Annotated in this window: 19 protein-coding genes and 1 pseudogene; 10 read left to right on the forward strand and 10 right to left on the reverse strand. The window is 66.7% G+C overall.

Translation table 11 applies throughout. The features are described 5' to 3' along the window. Positions 1-277: 277 nt before the first annotated feature. Together ACVBEQ_RS22930 and ACVBEQ_RS22935 are read right to left on the reverse strand one after the other, a co-directional pair. The gene (locus ACVBEQ_RS22930; RefSeq protein WP_473163199.1) at positions 278-964 is read right to left on the reverse strand and encodes a methyltransferase domain-containing protein; all 687 of its coding nucleotides are present in this window, start codon (positions 962-964) and stop codon (positions 278-280) included. A 534-nt stretch (positions 965-1,498) separates the two neighbouring features. After that, complete coding sequence (locus ACVBEQ_RS22935) at positions 1,499-2,245, reverse strand: hypothetical protein (RefSeq protein ID WP_473163200.1); 747 nt, start codon at positions 2,243-2,245, stop codon at positions 1,499-1,501. A 383-nt stretch (positions 2,246-2,628) separates the two neighbouring features. Here ACVBEQ_RS22935 and ACVBEQ_RS22940 point away from each other — a divergent pair, with 383 nt between their 5' ends. Continuing rightward, entirely contained in the window at positions 2,629-3,528 is a 900-nt protein-coding gene (locus ACVBEQ_RS22940; RefSeq protein WP_447155721.1) for an NADP-dependent oxidoreductase, read from the forward strand. Positions 3,529-3,534: 6 nt separating this feature from the next. Here ACVBEQ_RS22940 and ACVBEQ_RS22945 read toward each other — a convergent pair. Then, a pseudogene (locus tag ACVBEQ_RS22945) lies at positions 3,535-4,089 on the reverse strand (pyridoxal-phosphate dependent enzyme); the annotation flags it as partial. 161 nt (positions 4,090-4,250) lie between these two features. On the opposite strand from ACVBEQ_RS22945, the gene ACVBEQ_RS22950 reads away from it, so the two are divergent. Continuing rightward, positions 4,251-5,009, forward strand: a complete 759-nt coding sequence (locus ACVBEQ_RS22950) for a class I SAM-dependent methyltransferase (RefSeq protein WP_447155722.1) — start codon at positions 4,251-4,253, stop codon at positions 5,007-5,009. A 17-nt stretch (positions 5,010-5,026) separates the two neighbouring features. On the opposite strand, the gene ACVBEQ_RS22955 is transcribed toward ACVBEQ_RS22950, so the two are convergent. Continuing rightward, a complete protein-coding gene (locus ACVBEQ_RS22955) occupies positions 5,027-6,043 on the reverse strand; it encodes a TIGR00341 family protein (protein ID WP_447155723.1) in 1,017 nt (338 codons plus the stop codon). Positions 6,044-6,305: 262 nt separating this feature from the next. Here ACVBEQ_RS22955 and ACVBEQ_RS22960 point away from each other — a divergent pair, with 262 nt between their 5' ends. Then, positions 6,306-6,749: an SRPBCC family protein gene (locus ACVBEQ_RS22960; protein ID WP_447155724.1), complete on the forward strand. Its 444-nt coding sequence runs from the start codon at positions 6,306-6,308 to the stop codon at positions 6,747-6,749. 7 nt (positions 6,750-6,756) lie between these two features. On the opposite strand, the gene ACVBEQ_RS22965 is transcribed toward ACVBEQ_RS22960, so the two are convergent. Both ACVBEQ_RS22965 and ACVBEQ_RS22970 read right to left on the reverse strand, forming a co-directional pair. Further along, positions 6,757-6,927, reverse strand: a complete 171-nt coding sequence (locus ACVBEQ_RS22965; RefSeq protein WP_447155725.1) for a VOC family protein — start codon at positions 6,925-6,927, stop codon at positions 6,757-6,759. Next, on the reverse strand, positions 6,924-7,139 hold the full coding sequence (locus tag ACVBEQ_RS22970; RefSeq protein ID WP_447155726.1) for a VOC family protein: 216 nt from the start codon (positions 7,137-7,139) through the stop codon (positions 6,924-6,926). Before ACVBEQ_RS22970 ends, ACVBEQ_RS22965 begins: the two co-directional genes overlap by 4 nt. A gap of 83 nt (positions 7,140-7,222) precedes the next feature. On the opposite strand from ACVBEQ_RS22970, the gene ACVBEQ_RS22975 reads away from it, so the two are divergent. Next, positions 7,223-7,573 carry a hypothetical protein gene (locus ACVBEQ_RS22975; RefSeq protein ID WP_447155727.1) on the forward strand — a complete coding sequence of 117 codons (351 nt, stop codon included), beginning with the start codon at positions 7,223-7,225 and terminating at the stop codon, positions 7,571-7,573. Positions 7,574-7,700: 127 nt separating this feature from the next. Here the strand turns inward: ACVBEQ_RS22975 and ACVBEQ_RS22980 are convergent, their stop codons facing one another. Both ACVBEQ_RS22980 and ACVBEQ_RS22985 read right to left on the reverse strand, forming a co-directional pair. After that, positions 7,701-10,844, reverse strand: coding sequence for a M14 family metallopeptidase (locus ACVBEQ_RS22980; RefSeq protein WP_447155728.1), 3,144 nt, complete (start codon positions 10,842-10,844; stop codon positions 7,701-7,703). A gap of 134 nt (positions 10,845-10,978) precedes the next feature. Next, a complete protein-coding gene (locus ACVBEQ_RS22985) occupies positions 10,979-11,446 on the reverse strand; it encodes an iron chaperone (protein WP_447155729.1) in 468 nt (155 codons plus the stop codon). 162 nt (positions 11,447-11,608) lie between these two features. Here ACVBEQ_RS22985 and ACVBEQ_RS22990 point away from each other — a divergent pair, with 162 nt between their 5' ends. Continuing rightward, on the forward strand, positions 11,609-12,637 hold the full coding sequence (locus tag ACVBEQ_RS22990) for an Atu2307/SP_0267 family LLM class monooxygenase (protein WP_447155730.1): 1,029 nt from the start codon (positions 11,609-11,611) through the stop codon (positions 12,635-12,637). An 8-nt stretch (positions 12,638-12,645) separates the two neighbouring features. Here the strand turns inward: ACVBEQ_RS22990 and ACVBEQ_RS22995 are convergent, their stop codons facing one another. Continuing rightward, complete coding sequence (locus ACVBEQ_RS22995; protein ID WP_447155731.1) at positions 12,646-13,254, reverse strand: TetR/AcrR family transcriptional regulator; 609 nt, start codon at positions 13,252-13,254, stop codon at positions 12,646-12,648. A 77-nt stretch (positions 13,255-13,331) separates the two neighbouring features. Between ACVBEQ_RS22995 and ACVBEQ_RS23000 the strand changes: the two genes are divergently transcribed. From ACVBEQ_RS23000 to ACVBEQ_RS23010, 3 genes are all read left to right on the forward strand, one after another. Then, on the forward strand, positions 13,332-13,904 hold the full coding sequence (locus ACVBEQ_RS23000; protein ID WP_447155732.1) for a hypothetical protein: 573 nt from the start codon (positions 13,332-13,334) through the stop codon (positions 13,902-13,904). Between the two features lie 96 nt (positions 13,905-14,000). After that, on the forward strand, positions 14,001-14,408 hold the full coding sequence (locus tag ACVBEQ_RS23005; protein ID WP_447155733.1) for a YciI family protein: 408 nt from the start codon (positions 14,001-14,003) through the stop codon (positions 14,406-14,408). A 26-nt stretch (positions 14,409-14,434) separates the two neighbouring features. Then, positions 14,435-15,580 carry an RNA polymerase sigma factor gene (locus ACVBEQ_RS23010; protein WP_447155768.1) on the forward strand — a complete coding sequence of 382 codons (1,146 nt, stop codon included), beginning with the start codon at positions 14,435-14,437 and terminating at the stop codon, positions 15,578-15,580. 173 nt (positions 15,581-15,753) lie between these two features. Here ACVBEQ_RS23010 and ACVBEQ_RS23015 read toward each other — a convergent pair whose 3' ends face one another. Then, complete coding sequence (locus ACVBEQ_RS23015; RefSeq protein WP_447155734.1) at positions 15,754-16,014, reverse strand: hypothetical protein; 261 nt, start codon at positions 16,012-16,014, stop codon at positions 15,754-15,756. Positions 16,015-16,181: 167 nt separating this feature from the next. Between ACVBEQ_RS23015 and ACVBEQ_RS23020 the strand changes: the two genes are divergently transcribed. Both ACVBEQ_RS23020 and ACVBEQ_RS23025 read left to right on the forward strand, forming a co-directional pair. Continuing rightward, on the forward strand, positions 16,182-17,051 hold the full coding sequence (locus ACVBEQ_RS23020; protein ID WP_447155769.1) for an alpha/beta fold hydrolase: 870 nt from the start codon (positions 16,182-16,184) through the stop codon (positions 17,049-17,051). Between the two features lie 68 nt (positions 17,052-17,119). Beyond that, a complete protein-coding gene (locus tag ACVBEQ_RS23025; RefSeq protein ID WP_447155735.1) occupies positions 17,120-17,692 on the forward strand; it encodes a GNAT family N-acetyltransferase in 573 nt (190 codons plus the stop codon). Positions 17,693-17,704 lie beyond the last annotated feature (12 nt).

The raw sequence follows: 17,704 nt of genomic DNA on the forward strand, positions 1-17,704 counted from the left end.
GGCCAACGACGCCGGTCCGGCGGGGCCGGTGGCGTGCCCGGCCCACCGCCCAGCCTTCGGCTTGTCGCTCATGACCATCACCACCGTTCGCACGTGTGTACTAATCATAGGTCATGGGCGGCAGATACGCAACAGCTGACCTATCGCGTCCGGCGCTAGCGCCATTGAGAAGCCGCGACGACCACCGACGCGCTGGCCTGTGCGCAGCCGGTGCTGGTCGTCACGCAAGCGGCGACCAACACCGACGTGCGCACAGGCGTGCGCGGACCGGTCGAACTCAGCGACGGCGGGCCACTACCAGCAGTCGGTGGGCGCCCAGGCGGTACGGCCGCCCGTCAGGTCCGTCATAGAGCTCGATCCCGTCGAACCCGGCGTCGGTCAGCAATTCTCGGATATGCGCGACGGTATAAAGGTGATGCAGCGCGGTGCCTGCCCACTGCTCAGCGCCCCGCGTGTAGTGATAATGGCTGATCAGCCGGCTGTGAGTGACGTCGTACTCGGTCGTCGCCTCAACCGTGATGTCGCCGGCGCGCATGGTCCGGGCTTCACCGGTGAAACCCGGCAGGATGGTCTCTGCCGCGATGTTGGCATCGATGACGAGTCCACCGCCAGGCCGGATCGCCCGTGCAAGCGCGGCGAGAAACGCTTTGGTGCCGATGATGTCGAGGTAGCCGAAGCTGTTCCCGAGGCACACCGCGGCATCGAACGCCACGTTCATCGGAACACTTCTCATGTCTCCGACCTGGAATGAAACGTCGACTCCCTCGGCGGCGGCCTCCCGCCGAGCGAAGGTGATCGCCTCCGCCGAGATGTCGATGCCGGTGACACGATGCCCGAGGCCGGCGAATGCGATGCTGTGCCGTCCGCTACCGCACGGCGCATCGAGAATTGCCGCTCCCGGTTCGAGCGTGAGTTTGTTGACAACTAACGCGACGTCGTCGGCGGTCATTTCTGGCGTCGCCATCCGGCGCCAGAACTCATTTGTGACTTCGGTGAAGAAGTCGGCGTACCAGTCGGATCCGAAGTCGTCGGACTCTGACTGGGGACGCTGTTGGACAGGAGAGGGTGAAACTGACAACGCGGGTGCTCCTCACAACGGGGATCAACATGAACAGCGTGATGTCCGGGGCACCGTCGATCCGCCAGCGATCAGCACATCGTGCTGATCAAGCTCGCGTTCGAACCATCACCGGACCGGCATCGATCCGGGATGTGCGGACCCGGGACGTTTCCCGGGTAGCCATGGCATCCTCCGTTGTGGGCGGTCGGATTCCCCGACCTGCGTGCACGACGCTAGCAACTCGGCACTCATCCCTGCCACTGAATATTGCGATATTGCTCCGGCTGGTTCAGGTGTCGGAGCAGCCGCGAGCCGGCCCAGCCAGCCCGGTCATGGTTGCGACCGCCATTCCACCGACCACCGACCACAGCGCTCCGCGCTCCGCGCACCCCGCGCCGACGATGCCGGCACGGCTCGCTGAGTCAGGGAGCGTCAGTGTCACGGAGCGACGGTGAAATGGACCGCCACGGACCAGCCGTTGCCGGTCGCGTCGACCAGGGTGAATTGCCAGCGGTAACTGCCACGGAGGTTACGGTCGGACAACGCGAAATCGGCGTTGTCGGCGAAGAAGAAGGGTGTGTGGCTCGCACCGTCAACATCAAACGGTGGTGTCAATTTGCTGACGAGGGCAGGAACGTCGAACTTGGCGATCTTGGATAACGGTGCGCCATTGTGAGTGGCCGTACCGAGGACATGGATTGGGAAGAGGTTATTGGGAATGATGGGCCCGGCCGAGAAGTCGGGAGAGGAACCGATGACGCCGGGCGCGGGTACCGCCATCCACACAGCCCACACACCCAGGCCGTCGGAGAACTGATCGGTGTGGAATCTCACCCCCTCGGAATATCGCTGTGCCGCAACTCCTTCGGCCAACTCGTTGTCGTAGGGACCTTGGTGAGCATAGCCGGGTCCGATTCCCAGTTGAGGGTGCGGCCGGTGGTCGGGCGGCGGCAGCAGAGCCTCGGCCGTCTGGCCGAACTCCGCATATCCGGTCGCCGCCGTGCCGATCGGCGCCGAGAAGAGATGAAAGTCGACCAGTTTCCAGGTCGGGTGCCCGATCGGACTGACCCGGATACCGTGAGCGACCGGGGCGGACGCGGCGGCATTGGCGGGAGCTACCAACAGAGAGCCGAGTACGCAGGCAAACAGAACCAGAATCAGCCGATGGATTGCAGAGCGCCTCATGGAAATGCACCGCCGATCATTTGATGAACGTAGGATTCCGGAATGCGTCACTCGAATTCAAAAGCGAGTATTCACCTGAGCCATCCCTTCCGCATCACCCGCTACGTCCGGGCCGCAGCCCGCACCGCAGCATCACCGGTCTGACGCCGCCGGAAGGGTGGTGTCCGAGGTTTCGATTGGGTCGAAATGACCGTTGCCCATTCGCCCTGACGCCACCGTCGGCGGGCATGCGAATCCGACCGCGACCAAATTTCACCCAATTGCCTCGCTGCGGGAATAGGCCCACGGACGCCGAAGTTGTGGGATGGACGCGGATCGGTGCTCCGCCGATCGCAACGAGCAGGACGGCAGTGACCGGTCGTCCGCGGCGGAAGGATGTCTGCATGCGCGCACTCCAGTTCAAGAGCTACGGCGGCCCAGAAGTTCTCGAGGTCGGCGACGCGCCCGAGGTCCACCCGGGCGCGGGTCAGGTGCGGGTGATCGTGCGCGCGGCCAGCGTGAATCCCCTCGACTGGAAGATGAGGGCGGGCCTGATGGCCGGCGGCTCGCCGCTGCAGGGAATCGGGTATCTGGGATTTGACGCGGCCGGCGTCGTGGACGAGGTGGGTGAAGGAGTCACCGATGTTGCCGTCGGCGACGACGTCTTCGGCCTCGGGTCGAACACCGCCGCCGAGTACGCGGTCCTCGATACGTACGCCAAGAAGCCGGCCTCGGTGGACTGGGCAGTTGCCGCGGCCGCGGGCGTTGCGGCCGAGACATCCATCCGTGCCCTCGACCTCGTCGGGGTCACCGCCGGCAGCACTGTGCTGATCGACGGCGGAGCGGGCGGCGTCGATGCGGTGGCCGTCCAGGTAGCCCAGGCCCGTGGCGCCACCGTGATCGCGTCGGCCGGCGAGTCGAACCAGGACTACCTGCGCGAGATCGGCGCAATTCCCGTGCTGTACGGCGACGGCCTCGTCGACCGCGCGAAGGCGGCGGCTCCGCGCGGGTTCGACGCCGTGTTCGACGTTGCCGGCAAGTCGCCGGCAGAGGATCTGATCAGCCTCGTCACCGAGCCCTCACAGGTCGTCAGCATTGCCAATTTCAGCGCCGGTGATTTGGGTATCCAGCTCACGACGGGTCGTTCGGAGAACGCGAAGCAGGCACTGGAACAGACGGCCGGGCTGCTGGAGCAGAACAAGCTCGTCGTGAAGATCCAGACCTTCCCGCTCACCCGGGCGGCGGAGGCGCACGAGATCAGCCAGCACGGCCACCTCCGCGGAAAGCTGGTGCTGCTGCCGTGACGAACGTCAGCGGAAGAGCGCGCTGTACGCGTTGAGGGCGGGCTGGCCGCCCAGATGCGCGTACAGCACGGTCGAGTCCCGGGGTATGTCGCCGCTGCGAACGAGGTCGATGAGGCCCGCCATGGACTTTCCCTCGTAGACGGGGTCGATGATCATGCCCTCGAGTGAGCCGGTCAGCCGGATGGCGTCATGGGTGGAATCCACCGGGATGCCGTAGTAGTCGCCGGCCCAGCCCTCCAGGACGGTGATCTCGTCGTCCCGCAGATCCCTGCCCAGTCCGATCAGGTCGGCCGTGTTGCGGGCGATCTTCTCCACCTGGGCTCTGGTCTCGTCGAGCTTCGCCGATGCATCGATGCCCAGGATCCGGCGCGGCCGGTCCTGTCCGGCGAATCCGGCGATCATGCCGGCCTGCGTGCTGCCGGTGACGCTGCAGACGACGATCGTGTCGAAGAAGACGCCCAGCCGCCGTTCCTGCTCCTGTACCTCGTCGGCCCAATTCGCGAAGCCCAGGCCACCGAGCCGGTGATCGGACCCACCGGCCGGGATCGCGTACGGAGTTCCACACCGCGGATCTGTTCCTCGTCCGTCACCGCGGTCCTCCTCAGGATGCTGTCGGGAGGGTAGGACTCCCGCTGCATGCCGAATTCATCGGCGTCGTGCGGTGCAAATCCGCAGGAAAGCGGATGCCATCACGCTGTTCGCCCCGGGAGTAGTTTGACCACGTGAGCTTCGAGGTCACGGCTAACGCCTACTCCCGCTTCATGGGCCGGTACTCCGAGCCGCTGGCCGACCAGTTCGTCGAACTGCTCGATCTCCGAGACGGCCAGCGAGCCCTGGACGTCGGTTGTGGGCCGGGTGCGCTGACCGAACGCCTGGTCCGACGCCTCGGGGCCGACGCCGTCACCGCTGTCGACCCGTCGGAATCGTTCGTTGCCGCGGTCCGATCGCGGATACCGTCGATCGACGTGCACCGAGCGGCCGCCGAGGACATGCCTTTCGCCGACAGGCATTTCGATTGCGCTGCCGCTCAATTGGTCGTGCATTTCATGAAGGATCCGGTCGCCGGCATCATCGAGATGGCCCGGGTCACCAACGCCGGGGGAGCGGTCGCCGCGTGTGTCTGGGACCACGCAGGAGAAACCGGTCCGCTCAGCGCTTTCTGGCGTGCGGTCAAGACCCTCGATCCGGGAGCGCCGGATGAGGCCGGCCTCGCCGGTGCGCGCGAGGGACACCTGGTCGAGTTGTTCGAGCGAGCCGGACTCAGTCAGATCGACGCAATGAGGCTGACTGTTCGCGTCCCCTTTGCCGGCTTCGATGAATGGTGGGAGCCGTTCACCCTCGGCGTCGGACCGGCCGGCAGGTATGTCGCCGGACTGGATGCCGGGGGTCGGGCCGCACTTGCCGCGGAGTGCACCGCCCTGCTGCCGGCGGCTCCGTTCGAGATCACCGCATCCGCGTGGGCCGCGGTCGGCAGGGTCTGACCCGATGACCGCGACGCTCAACGGCTGCCGATGCTCCCGGCATTGATCTGTTCGCCGAGCGAGGTACTGACGATCACCGAGATGCCATCCGGGACAATGGCTTCGAGCTCCGTCATCAGGTCCGCGACGGGAGGTACCCGGTCCGGGGTCTGGACGTGCACATACATGTTGGTCGAGGCGAAGTCGACTCCCTCGATGCTGGCGCCGGGGACAGCGGAGATCCAGCCGGTCGCGGTTGACTGAACCCGCTCGGCCAGCACCGACAGGATGTAGGTGGCGACGGTGTTGGCCAGCAGCGGAATGATGACCACGATCAATACCAGGCCGAGGGTGAAGTACGCCTTTCGCCGCGACGTGCGAGGCCTTTCCTCGGCCGCCTCGGTGCTGTAGCCGACGGCGGTGTAGACGAGGGTGCCGGCCAGCACCAGCGCCACCAGGTTGGACAGGAACAGCACCAACGCCCCGAGCGCCAGGCCGACAGCACCGTGGCCCAGGCACACGCCCACCACCGCCAGCGGCGGGACCAACGAGATGGCGATGGCCACACCCGGCAGCACGGCGGCCACGTCACGGCGGGAGAGCGCGATGGCGCCGGCGAACCCGGTCGCAATAGCTGCGACGAGGTCGAGCATGTCCGGTGACGTCCGGCTGGCGATCTGACTGTTGCCCAACAGGTCCGACGAACCAGGAACCACCAGCGCGAAGACGATTCCGATCAGGACCACCAGAACGGCACCGCCGAAGACGAAGCGGCCCGCCCGGCCGGCAGCTCCCGCCTCCTGCTTCGCGATGCCGAGGGCGATACCCATGATGGGCGTCGACAGCGGCGCGATGATCATCGCGCCGATCACGGTGGCGGTCGAGTCTGCCAGTACGCCGGCCGACGCGATCACCGCCGACAGGGTCAGCATGATCCAGAAGGCGGACCTCTTGGACTCGGCGTCCCCGGCCGAGAGATCGAGATCCCCGGTCAGCTCGCCCAACGTCCGGCGCTGGGACTCGGGGAGGAGGAAACGGGCAAATTTCTGGCGCATGGACACATGATCACGCAGGTGCGGCGTCTTCACTGCGTTCGCCGGATTACTGCCGCCAGTAGTTGTTCGCCGCTGCGATCGTCTGGAATTCCATCACCACCGTGGGCAAGGTCTTCCCCAGACGAACAGTACCCACTACAACTCGGGCGGCCACCTCGCGATGCCACGCAACCAATCGTTGCGTCACCACGCGCACCCAGTTATGGTGAGACGCAACCACAGGTTGCACGTAGTGCACCAACACCGGAAAGAGGAACGAGAAATGGTCGACATCCTGCACAAGGTCGGAATCCAGTCGTCGTCGGAAAACGAGGTCTACGAGGCGTTGACAACTCGCGACGGTCTCGCCGGCTGGTGGACCACCAACACCGAGGGGGCATCGGGCGTGGGCGACGTCCTGCAGTTCCACTTCGAACCGGGCGACATCTCCATGAAGGTCGTCGAACTGGACCCGGCACGGCACGTCCGCTGGCAGGTGGTCGACGGTCCGGCAGAGTGGATCGGCACCACCGTCGACTGGACGCTCAAGAGGGAGGACGACTACACCGTCGTCCTGTTCGCGCACAAGGGCTGGGCGGAGCCGGTGGAGTTCATGTACCACTGCAGCACCAAATGGGGCGTCTTCATGATGAGCCTCAAGTCATTGGTGGAGAACGGCAAGGGTGCGCCGGCGCCGCATGACCTGAAGATCGACAACTGGAACTGATTGCTTTTCAGGCGACGCAGAACTCGTTGCCCTCGGGGTCGAGCATCACGACATGACCGAGTGTCCGCCCGTAGAACTGCTCGCGAACGAACGTCGCGCCCGCACCGGCGAGGTCGGTGACCTTCGAGCGAATCAGGAGCTCTTTCCCCTGAGCATCCCACGGAGGTTCACCGGTCACCTGACATCGATGTGCACTCGGTTCTTGGCGGTCTTCGGTTCGGGCACGCGAAGGAAGCTGATCGCGGGGCGTTCGCGGTCCGGATCGACGATCGACGCGCCGTCGGGATCGTCATAACCGGGCTCGTCCACATACCCGAGCGCGAGTGCCCAGAAGGCTGCCAGCCGGTGCGGGTCCGCGGCGTCACATCCGAGCGTCCAGAGCGTCGACATGTGTTGCACGATATGCCTCCTCAGCCCAGCTGCTGGCAGTCCCAGGGTGGTCTCCGGTTGCGCCACCGCCTACCCTCGGTGTGGTGGCCAAATACCTGCTGAACGACGAGGCGGTCGTCCGCGCCCGGGAACTGATCGAGGCTCGCCAGTACGTGCTGAACAGCGACTGGGGTGAGGTCCAACCGAAGGCCGATGCGGAGAACGACTTTCTCAAGAGCCATTCCTGGGACGAATATGCCGCGTGGCATCTCGGATTGACCGACGGCGCGAATGACCACACGAAGGCCCGGTACGCCTTTGTGTACGGCGACCTGCGCCGGGTGCACCGGACCGGGCTGATCGCCTGCGTCTACCGGGCATCGGAATGGCGTCACAAGGACATCGAACTCGCCGCGCACGACCTTCTGCAGTTGCTCGACAAGCGGACGGCCTGACCCGCGGGGTTGGGCTCACCGAATCCGCGGATGACGTCCCCGCCGGCCTGCCCATCCCGCGGCGGTCGTGGGACGGGCCGGCCGACGGCCGCCCCTGAGCGGAGCGGCAGTCGGCCGGTCGGCCGTGTCAGGACGCCGGCAACAGGTACCTGACCGCCTTTCCGAGGACTGCCGCGCGCTCCGCCGGAGACGCGATCTGCTCGATGCCGAAGCCGAACAGCACCGTGTCCGCGGTGGTCACCGCTCCGAACAGCAGTCCTTCGGCGCGACGGAAGTCACCTCCCGCCGGCGGGCTTCCCGGCGGCGGACCGGGCAGGGACCATGGGCCCAGGCCGGCTTCGAATCCCTCGCTCTCGCGGACGGCACCGCCGACCACGATGCTGGTGTCGTCGATGAACGCCCCGACGCCGGTGGTGGACGGATCGGTGACGTAGCTGATGGACACCTCGACCTGCTGGCCGGCGTAGGCCGACAGGTCGAACTCGGCCGGCTGCCAGCCACCGGAGTTGCCGGTCATCGCGTTCCACTCGCCGGTCGTCCCCGTCGGCGTGCATGCTGTCTCGCCGAGCGTCAGGTAGTTCAGCAGGAACGGGTGCTCCTCGACGAGGAACCCGGCTTCGCATTCGGCGGGAACTTCCGTGGTGGTGAGTCCGCCGGCTTCCGGCAGCGTGGTCCAATCGTCATTGCCGACCGTGTGTGCCTCGACGATCACATTGTCGTAGCCGGGTTCAGTGTCGAAGGACAACCGCGCTCTGAGCAGCGGATTGTCCGTGGCGCTGACGCCGGTGAGGTCGACCGTCCTGGCGAGCCGCATATAGGAGTCGTTGATGGTGACACCGCCGACATACCAGGCGCCCTCGTAGGGATCGAACCCGCCGCCGGCCGAGCCCCGGTACGTACCGGCGGCTTCGCTCGCGAACTGCGGGAATTGGTCGACCGGTAGCACGTCACTGGTGACCGTGAAGGTCCCGGGCTCGTCCAAGGGATTGTCGGCGACCGCCTGGCCGCCGAAGGTCCCGGTGGCGTCGGCCAGGTCCCCGAGACCCGCGAACCCGGTCGGCGACGGCACCGGTGACCTCGAGTACGCACCGAGGTAGTACTGGAAGAAGTCGTCGGCGAGCAGCAGGCAGTCCGAGAACAGGTCCGCGGTCACCACACAGTCCGCGGTCGGGTCCCCATCCAGCCCGTAGTAGATGCCGCCGACCGTGCCTCCCAGGAACCCGAAGTACCCGGCAGTCTCGCCGGTGTGGACCAGCTTTCCCCGCTCGTTCAGGTAGTCGCGGACGGAGATGGTCAGGTACTGCTGCCGTTCGGCGACCGCGGCGTCCGGGATCTGCTGGCTGCCGATCTGGGTGAGCGCGTCCTCCGGATCCTGCGTCAACCGGTTGTCGCCGAGGTACCAGACGACGCCGCGGAAGTGCGACAGCACACCGAGATGATGTGGCACACCCTGGCGGGACACGTCCCACACCGACGCCCTGATGCCCTGCGCGCGGAGCGCGGCCACGTAGCTGTTCGCGTACTTGGGTGCCGTCACCGACGCGGGATAATCCGGGTTGACGCCCTCGTAATCCTCATTGGCAACGACCAGCACGGTGTTCCTGGTGTCCTCGGCGACGCGATAGGTGAATGCCTCACTTGTGCGCAGTCCCTTTCCTGGACGGTTGCCGGTGAACCACACGCGGACCTTGTCGCCCGGTCGAGCGCCCTGGACCTTGCCGCGGAATTCGGCGTAATACCGGTCTGCCTCGTCGCCGTATCGCTCGCCGCCCGCCCATTCCCGGACCGGGACGCGGTAGCTCCGTCCACCGTTGATGGAGTACCGCATGGCGAGGTTCCGCAGGTCACGGCGCGCGGTGACCGCCACGGTCTGCGGGTCTCCGTAGGAGACGGCGAAGCTGTCCACCTGGAAGTCGGGCGCCTTCCGCCCGACCACCGACACCGGATCGTCCGGGTCCTGGGCCGACCGAGCCACCGACAGCGCGAAGGGGATGTTCTTCTCGAACTCGGCCTGCACCAGCGCCTCGGAGTCGGGGAAGTTGAACACGCTCTCGCAGTCTGCCGGGTCGAAGGCATCATCAGGATCGACGGCGCTGGCCGTTTCGCACGTCGACATTTCCGGGGTGAAAGCCAAGGTGCCGTAGACGTTGTGCGCGTGCTCGGTGGTCTCGCCGTTGGTGGTGTACAGCTCGGCGGCGATATCCGGGTCGTACCCGGGAACCGCCGGGCGGGCGTCATCGCCGGCCAGGGTCTCGTACAGCAGGTCGTCCGGGCTCGGAGTCGCCACCTGCCAGCCGACGCCGTACAAGAGGAGCTCAGCGGCGGAGTGATAGTTGATCTGGAACTCGAAGCCGACCCTGCGCAGCAGGCGGTCCAACGCACGGGTTTCCGGCTCGGACGCCGGCCGCGCACCCCGGTACGTGTCGCTGCCGAACGACGGCGACGATCCCTCGTTGTCATATCCCCAGCGGTAGGGGAAGTTGCGATTGAGGTCCACACCGTCGAGACCGGTGATGACTCCGTCGCCGTCGTTGTCACGAAGGTTCTTGCGCCACAGCCGGTTGCCCTCGGTGAAGGTGTAGTCATAGCCGTCCGGGTTCGCCACCGGGAGGAACCACAACTCTGTGGTGTCGACGATCTTCCTGATCTTGGGGTCCGTCCGGTAATTCTCGAGGTAATGGCGTAGCAGACGCCGGTTCATCTCGGGCGTGATCCACTCACGGGCATGCTGCGCGGAGGAGTAGAGCACCGCGGGCCGGAGCCCGTCCCGAAGGCCGGCGGCGTTCCGGGTGACCTTGACGGCGAGGATGTCTTGGCCCTGGACGGTCTTGCCGATGGTGACGAGCTTGGTCAGTCGCGGGTACTGACGGGTGAGGCCGATCAACTCGTCACGAATGCCACCCGGCTCGCTGTAGGAACGGAAGACCTCGTAGCCACTCGCAGCCTGCGCGTCCAACCGCTGAGACACCGCCTCACCGGCAACCTGCTTCTCCGCGAGGGCAAGGCCGAGGGCATTGAGTTTCTGGGCCTGCTGCCGGGTGAGGACAACCTCCACCGCAACCTTGCCGTCCGCCGCGGCGCCGCTGCTCGTCACGGTGCCGTGGTCCAGGCCGAGATCGGCGACCTGCTTCAACTGGTCGGTGGTGAGCTCACCGACATACACCGTGGGTCCCGCTTCCGGAGGTGGCGCCGCCGACGCCGTGGGAGCGGCGACGCCGAGAAGCCCGGCCACCAACGCGCAGACCAGAAATGCAATGGACCGAGCCCTCATCGCTTCCCTCACTTCTCTGTGGGGCGCGAGATGTGACCATTCGGCCACTCCCGGCAAATCCACCGCATCGGACCGCATCGGCACGCCCCGTGTCAATCGGCCAAAGGTGGAAGGTCAGGCTCGGTTCGAACGGTTCAGCCGACAGCTTTCTTCACCAAGGCCGCGATCTCCTTCTCGACGGCCGGCGTCATCTTCGTCACGGCATAGGCGGCCGGCCACATGTCACCGTCGTCCAGCTTCGCGATGTCGTTGAAGCCGAGCGTCGAGTACCGGGTGTCGAACTTCTGCGCCGGCTGGAAGAAGCAGACGACCTTGCCGTCGAGCGCGTAGGCGGGCATCCCGTACCAGGGCTTCGGCTGGAGTTCCGGAGCGTTCGACATCACCAGAAGGTGGATGCGCTCGGCCATCCCGCGATCCGGTTGGGACATCTCGGCGATCTTCTCGAGCAGCGCCGTTTCTGGATCCACCTTCTTTCCGCGAGTGCGCTTGCCCGCCCTGACCTCCTGCGCACGTTCCTTGATGGCGGCCCGTTCCGCCGCACTGAATCCGTCCGCGTCTTCCTCGGTGTCGCTGGTGGCTCCGGCTGCCTTCGACTCGGTCATGGCGCGTCTCCCTGTGTGGTCCCGTCGGATACGCCCATGATTCTCAGCGGCGCGCAGGGACGGTGCTTCTCGAAACCTGACCGATGTCGACCGGTGCGCTGCAGACGCCGTCAGTACCGTCGTCGATGGAACGCGCAGGACCGCCCCAGTCAGGAGAACAGCATGCACGTCGGTGTCGACAGTTTCGTCTCAACCGTGACGGACCCGGAGTCCGGTCGCCAGGTCGGGCCGGAAGAGCGCATCGAACACCTGCTGGAGGAGATCGCGCTCGCGGACGCATCCGGGCTGTACTCGTTCGGGATCGGTGAACATCACCGCGAGGAGTACTACGACTCCGCACCGCCGGTGATCCTCGGGGCCGCCGCCGCCCGGACGGCCCGGATTCGATTGGGCAGCGCGGTGACGGTCCTCAGCGCCGCCGACCCGGTACGGGTCTTCCAGCAGTTCGCCACCCTCGACCTGATCTCGAAGGGCCGCATCGACCTCGTCGTCGGGCGTGGCTCGTTCACCGAGGCCTTCCCGCTGTTCGGATTGGACCTGGCCGATTACGACTCGTTGTTCGCCGAGAAACTCGACCTGCTCCTGAAGATCCGGGATTCGGCGCACGTGACCTGGTCCGGTCGTCACCGACCGGCGCTGACCGGCCAGGGGATCTACCCGCGGCCGGCGCAGAATCCCCTGCCGATCTGGGTGGGAGTCGGTGGCACACCTGAATCGTTCGTGCGGGCGGGACTGCTCGGGCTGCCGCTGATGGTGGCGATCATCGGCGGGGAGCCGCGGCAGTTCGCGCCGCTCGTCGATCTCTACCGTCGGGCCGGTGCGCAGGCTGGTCACGCCCCGGAAAGTCTCAAGGTGGGGCTGCACGTGTTCGGTTTCGTCGGAGACAGCGTTGCCTCGGCCGCCGACACCATCTACCCGGGTTGGCACCAGATGTTCACCCAGGTCTCGCGGGAACGCGGCTTCCCGACCCCGACCCGAGCCCAGTTCGATGCGACCAGCGGTCCCAACGGTGCCTTCTTCCTAGGGGATCCGGACACCATTGTCACCAAATTGCGCCGGGTGTCGGAGCAACTCGGTGGGGTGAACCGGGTTTCGCTGCAGATGACGAATCCGAGGCTCGCCCACGCTGACCTGTTGCGCGGGATCGAGTTGCTGGGCACCGAGGTGGCGCCGCGGGTGGCCGATCTCTGAGCGCACCGTCATTGCACCGACAGGATCGCCCGCGCGGACTGTTCCACCAAGTCCCGCACCTGCGCAGGGTCCCTGCCCTGCAGCAGGCACCGGCGAACGGCCGTGTACGGCAGGCCCATCACGCCGATCGACACGCGATCCAATGCGCCGCGATTGGCCCTGCCGTACAACTCGCGGGCGAGTTGCCTCATCAGCACCTCAACCGGGTCGTTCAAAGTGCGCAACGACTCCGCCAATGCCGGCGGCAGCGACTCGTCATTCTTCAATTCCGCCACACTTGCGACGAGCATCAATCGGGCATCCGCCTGGTTCTTCGAGCAGAAGTCCACGATCGCGAGGACGCCGGCGATCGCGCGGTCCATTCCTGGTTCCGCGGCGTCGGTCGCGGCGAAGAGCTCGGCGTGAAACTTCTGGATCGTGCGGATCCAGAGCTCTGCAACCATGTTCGACCGGGAACCGAAGCGGTGATAGAGGGAACCTGTCGGTGCACCGCTACGCTCGCTGATGGCGGCTGTCGTCACCCCGCGGGAGCCGTGTTCCAGCAGGAGATCCCTGACTGCGGAGAGCATCTCGTCGTCGGAATGCGATCGCCGCGCTCGGCGTACGGGCTGCGTCATGCGGACACCATAGCCTTTGCGGGATCGGGCCACCGACTCTTGTGGAGCGAACGCGCTAGAGCGTACGTTCCAATGTTATGAATGCCGAGTTCCCTGTCCTGCATGGCCCGCCGCCCGGGCTGCGTCTCCTGCCCGAGCACTGGCAGACGACGGCCGCCGAGATCGCGACGGATGATTCCTGCGACCAGCTGGCGGGCACCGGCGCTCGCGTCCTGACCAGGGCGATCGACGTCGCAGCGCCCGCCGCGGTGACATTTCGGTGGCTGTGTCAGCTCCGGGTCGCGCCGTACAGCTACGACTGGATCGACAACGCCGGGCGGCGAAGCCCGCGCGAACTGACACCCGGCGTCGATCGACTGACCCTCGGGCAGGACTTCCTGATCGGCACGCTGGCCGCGTTCGTGCCGGACCAGCACGTCACCTTGCTGGCATACCCGGCAGCAGAGCGGCTGTTCGGGCTGGTCGCCCTGACCTACCGGGTCACCGCTACGTCAGAGCACACCAGCCGACTGGTCGCACGTTTGGTCCTGCACGAGCCCGACAAGCCGTGGGAACACCTCCGGTATCACGCGCTGGCGTGGGGTGATCTGATCATGATGCGCAAGCAGTTCCGGACTCTGCGGAGATTGGCCCAGCTGTCTGCCGGTTGAGAAGAAAGTCGGCGGACGATGTCGAGATCGGCGGGGCGGCTCCGTCCCAGGGGCGGACGCGGCGACGATGGCCGCATCACACCGAAGGAGACCACCATGACCAAGTACCTGCTTCTCAAGCACTATCGCGGCGCTCCGCAGCCCGTCAACAACATCCCGATGGACCAGTGGACGCCGGAAGAGGTCACCAACCACATCCAGTACATGGCCGACTTCGCCGCCAAGCTCGAAGGAACCGGCGAGTACGTCGACGGTCAGGCACTCTCACCCGAGGGCACCTTCGTCCGGTACGACGGGGAGGGCCGGCCCCCGGTCACCGACGGACCGTTCGCCGAGACCAAGGACCTGATCGCGGGATGGATGGTCATCGACGTCGACACCTACGACCGCGCTGTGGAGCTTGCCGGCGAGCTGTCGGCCGCTCCCGGGGCCGGCGGCAACCCCATCCACGAGTGGCTCGAGCTGCGCCCGTTCCTGAGTGAGCCGTCGACGGTCACCGAGTGACCCGGCCGGCCAGGTCAGGGCTGCAGATGGACGAGATGCTGCTGCGGGAGCTGACTCCCGCGGTGATCGGCGTCCTCGTTCGTCGCGGGGTCGACTTCGCGACGGCCGAGGACGCCGTGCAGGAGGCCCTTCTCCAAGCCGCCCTGACCTGGCCCGACCGGCCGCCTGCCGACCCCAAGGGCTGGTTGGTCACCGTCGCCTGGCGGAAGTTCCTGGATGCCCACCGGGCCGAGGCGTCCCGCCGGGAACGTGAGCTGCGGGTCGAGGTCGAGCCACCGGCAGGGCCGGCCGAGTCGGCGGATGACACGCTGCACCTGTTCTTCCTGTGCGCACACCCGACGCTCAGCCCGGCGTCGGCAGTGGCCCTCACGCTCCGCGCGGTCGGCGGGCTGACCACCAAGCAGATCGCCCGGGCCTACCTCGTGCCGGAGGCGACGATGGCGCAGCGGATCAGCCGGGCCAAACGGACGGTCGGCGCCGTGCGGTTCGACGCACCCGGTGATCTGGCCACGGTGCTGCGGGTGCTGTACCTCGTGTTCAACGAGGGGTACACCGGTGACGTCGACCTGGCGGCCGAGGCGATCCGGCTCACCCGACAGTTGGCGTCGATGACCGACGACGAGGAGACGGCGGGGCTGCTGGCGTTGATGCTGCTGCACCACGCCCGGCGGTCTGCGCGGACCCGGCCCGACGGCAGCCTCGTTCCCCTCGCCGAGCAGGACCGGTCCCGCTGGGACACCCGGCTCATCGCCGAGGGCGTCGAAGTCCTACAGTCCGCGCTGAGTAGGGACCGGCTGGGGGAGTTCCAGGCCCAGGCGGCCATCGCCGCGCTGCACGCCGACGCGCAGCACGTGGAGGAGACCGATTGGGTGCAGATCGTCGGCTGGTACGACGAACTGCTCCGGCTCACCGGCAGCCCGGTCGTCCAGCTCAACCGGGCGGTCGCGATCGGCGAGGCCGACGGCGCCCACGCCGGTCTCGCGGCACTGGCCACAGTGGATTCCGCCCTGCCCCGCCACACCGCCGCCTCGGCGTACCTGCACGAAAAAGCGGGGGACCTGACGACTGCGGCCCGGCTCTACGCCGACGCCGCCCGGTCCGCCACCGCCGTTGCCGAGCGGGACCATCTCACTCTGCAGGCGGCGAGGATCAATCAGTTGCTCCGCGGGTGAGCCGGCGGAGGTTCCCCTAAATCGGAGACACGTTCAGGGGCGCCGACTCTCACCTCCTGGCGGTCGGCTTCGGTCAGTGGAACGTCGCCGGACCTGACCAGACCGAGTTCCGCCGGCGGCGGTGGTCTCAACCCGGCGTTGAGCGCCCAATCGGTGAATGTCGGTCCGTGAGGTCAAGGGCGGTTGCTGAGGCCTGACGCTTCCTCGGCACGGGTGCGGCCGTTACCCGAGATGCTGCGAGCGTCCGACTCCGACCGGTGGGCATCGATGGCCCCCTCCGCCTCCTCGAGTTTGCGGTCCAGCGCCTCTGGGTAGGTGTCGGCCATCTTCGCCGGGTCGTTCATCTCGTCAGAGTCGTCGGCAGGGTCGTGTACGTCGTCGGACTGGTCGACGATTGCGTGCTGGTCCGCAGTGAGGTCCTCGGGTCGAGTCATCTTCTTTGGATTCCCGAACCAGCTGGAGTTCAACCACCGTCGAGATACTCGGCCGGTCAACCTGCCGTCATGCCTCATGGCCGACGCCGGGTCCGCGTCGAGGTGGACGAACACAGAGCTGGCGCACCCGATGAGTTCACGCCGTGGTTGAGGTCGATTGCTGCATGATGACAACGCACGTCCTCGACACCCCCGACGTCGACCTCGTCTACGACGTGGACGGGCCCCTGCCCACCGCAGACGGGCGCCCGCCGTTGTTGATGATCGGTCAGCCGATGGACGCCACCGGCTTCCGCACCTTGGCTTCGTACTTTCCAGACCGCACCGTGGTCACCTATGACCCGCGCGGCCTTGGCCGGAGCAAGCGGAAAGACGGCGGGGACACAGCGGTGCCGGCGGCGCAGGCAGGTGACGTGCACGCCGTCATCACGGCGCTCGGCGCCGGACCGGTTGAGATGTTCGCCAGCAGCGGCGGCGCGGTCACCGCCCTTGCCCTGGTGGCCGCCCACCCGGAAGACGTCAGCACCCTGGTGGCCCACGAACCACCCATGATCCCAGTACTCCCGGACGCCGCCGCCGCCGATCGCGCCTTTAAATGTGTTCGAGAGGTGTACCAGGCCAATGGGTCTGGGGCAGGAATGGCGGCCTTCATCGCGATGACGTCGTGGCAGGGCGAGTTCACCGACGACTACTTCGCGCAGCCCGCACCGGATCCGGCGATGTTCGGAATGCCCAGCGAGGACAACGGATCCCGCGACGATCCGCTGCTGTCAGAACGATCCACCGCGGTCAGCGCCTATTCCCCCGACATCCCGGCGCTCGCCGCGGCACCGACCCGGGTGGTCATCGCGGTGGGGGAAGAATCCGCCGGCACCTTCACCGCCCGCACCTCCCTGGCCACCGCCGAATTACTCGGTCAGCAGGCCACGGTATTTCCGAGCCACCACGGCGGCTTCATGGGCGGCGAATTCGGGTACGCCGGGCAGCCGGAGGCCTTCGCGCAGAAGCTGCGGACCGTCTTGGACGGCAGCAGCTGACCTGACGCCCTCGGTGTTTCTGAGCCATCACGGCGGCTCTGCGGTGGGGTCGGTGGTTCGATGGGCCGATGAGTTGGGAAAGCCACCCGCTGACGCCAGAGCGTTTCGAGGACTTCGCCGACGTCATCAACCCGAACCGCCGCGCCACCCATTGCTGGTGTCTGTCGCATCGCCTGCGCGTCAGGGATATCGAGGAACTCGGCGGCGGCGATCGCCAGTTGGCGATGCGACGGCTCTGCGAGCGGGAAAACCCGCCGGGGGTGGTCACCTACCTCGACGGCACACCGGTCGGCTGGTGCAACATCGGACCGCGTGCCGAGATACCACGTCTGAATGGGTCGAAGCTCATCCGTCCCGTCGACACGGTGCCGGTCTGGAGCATCATCTGCGTGGTGGTCAGGGGAGGCCACCGCAAGAAGGGCGTCACCCCGCACCTCATCCAGGGCGCGGTCGACTACGCGGCATCTCGCGGCGCGCCGGCGGTCGAGGCCTATCCCGTCGACCCCGAGGGCCGGATGGACACGACCATGGCGTTTGTCGGCACCCGGGCGATGTTCGAGCGGGTCGGCTTCGAGGTCATCGGCACGACAGACGCTGTCGCCTCGAAACTGCCGCGGCTGATCATGCGCCGGTCACTCTGAATCCTGGCGCCC

The sequence above is a fragment of the Nakamurella sp. GG22 genome (assembly GCF_052976845.2).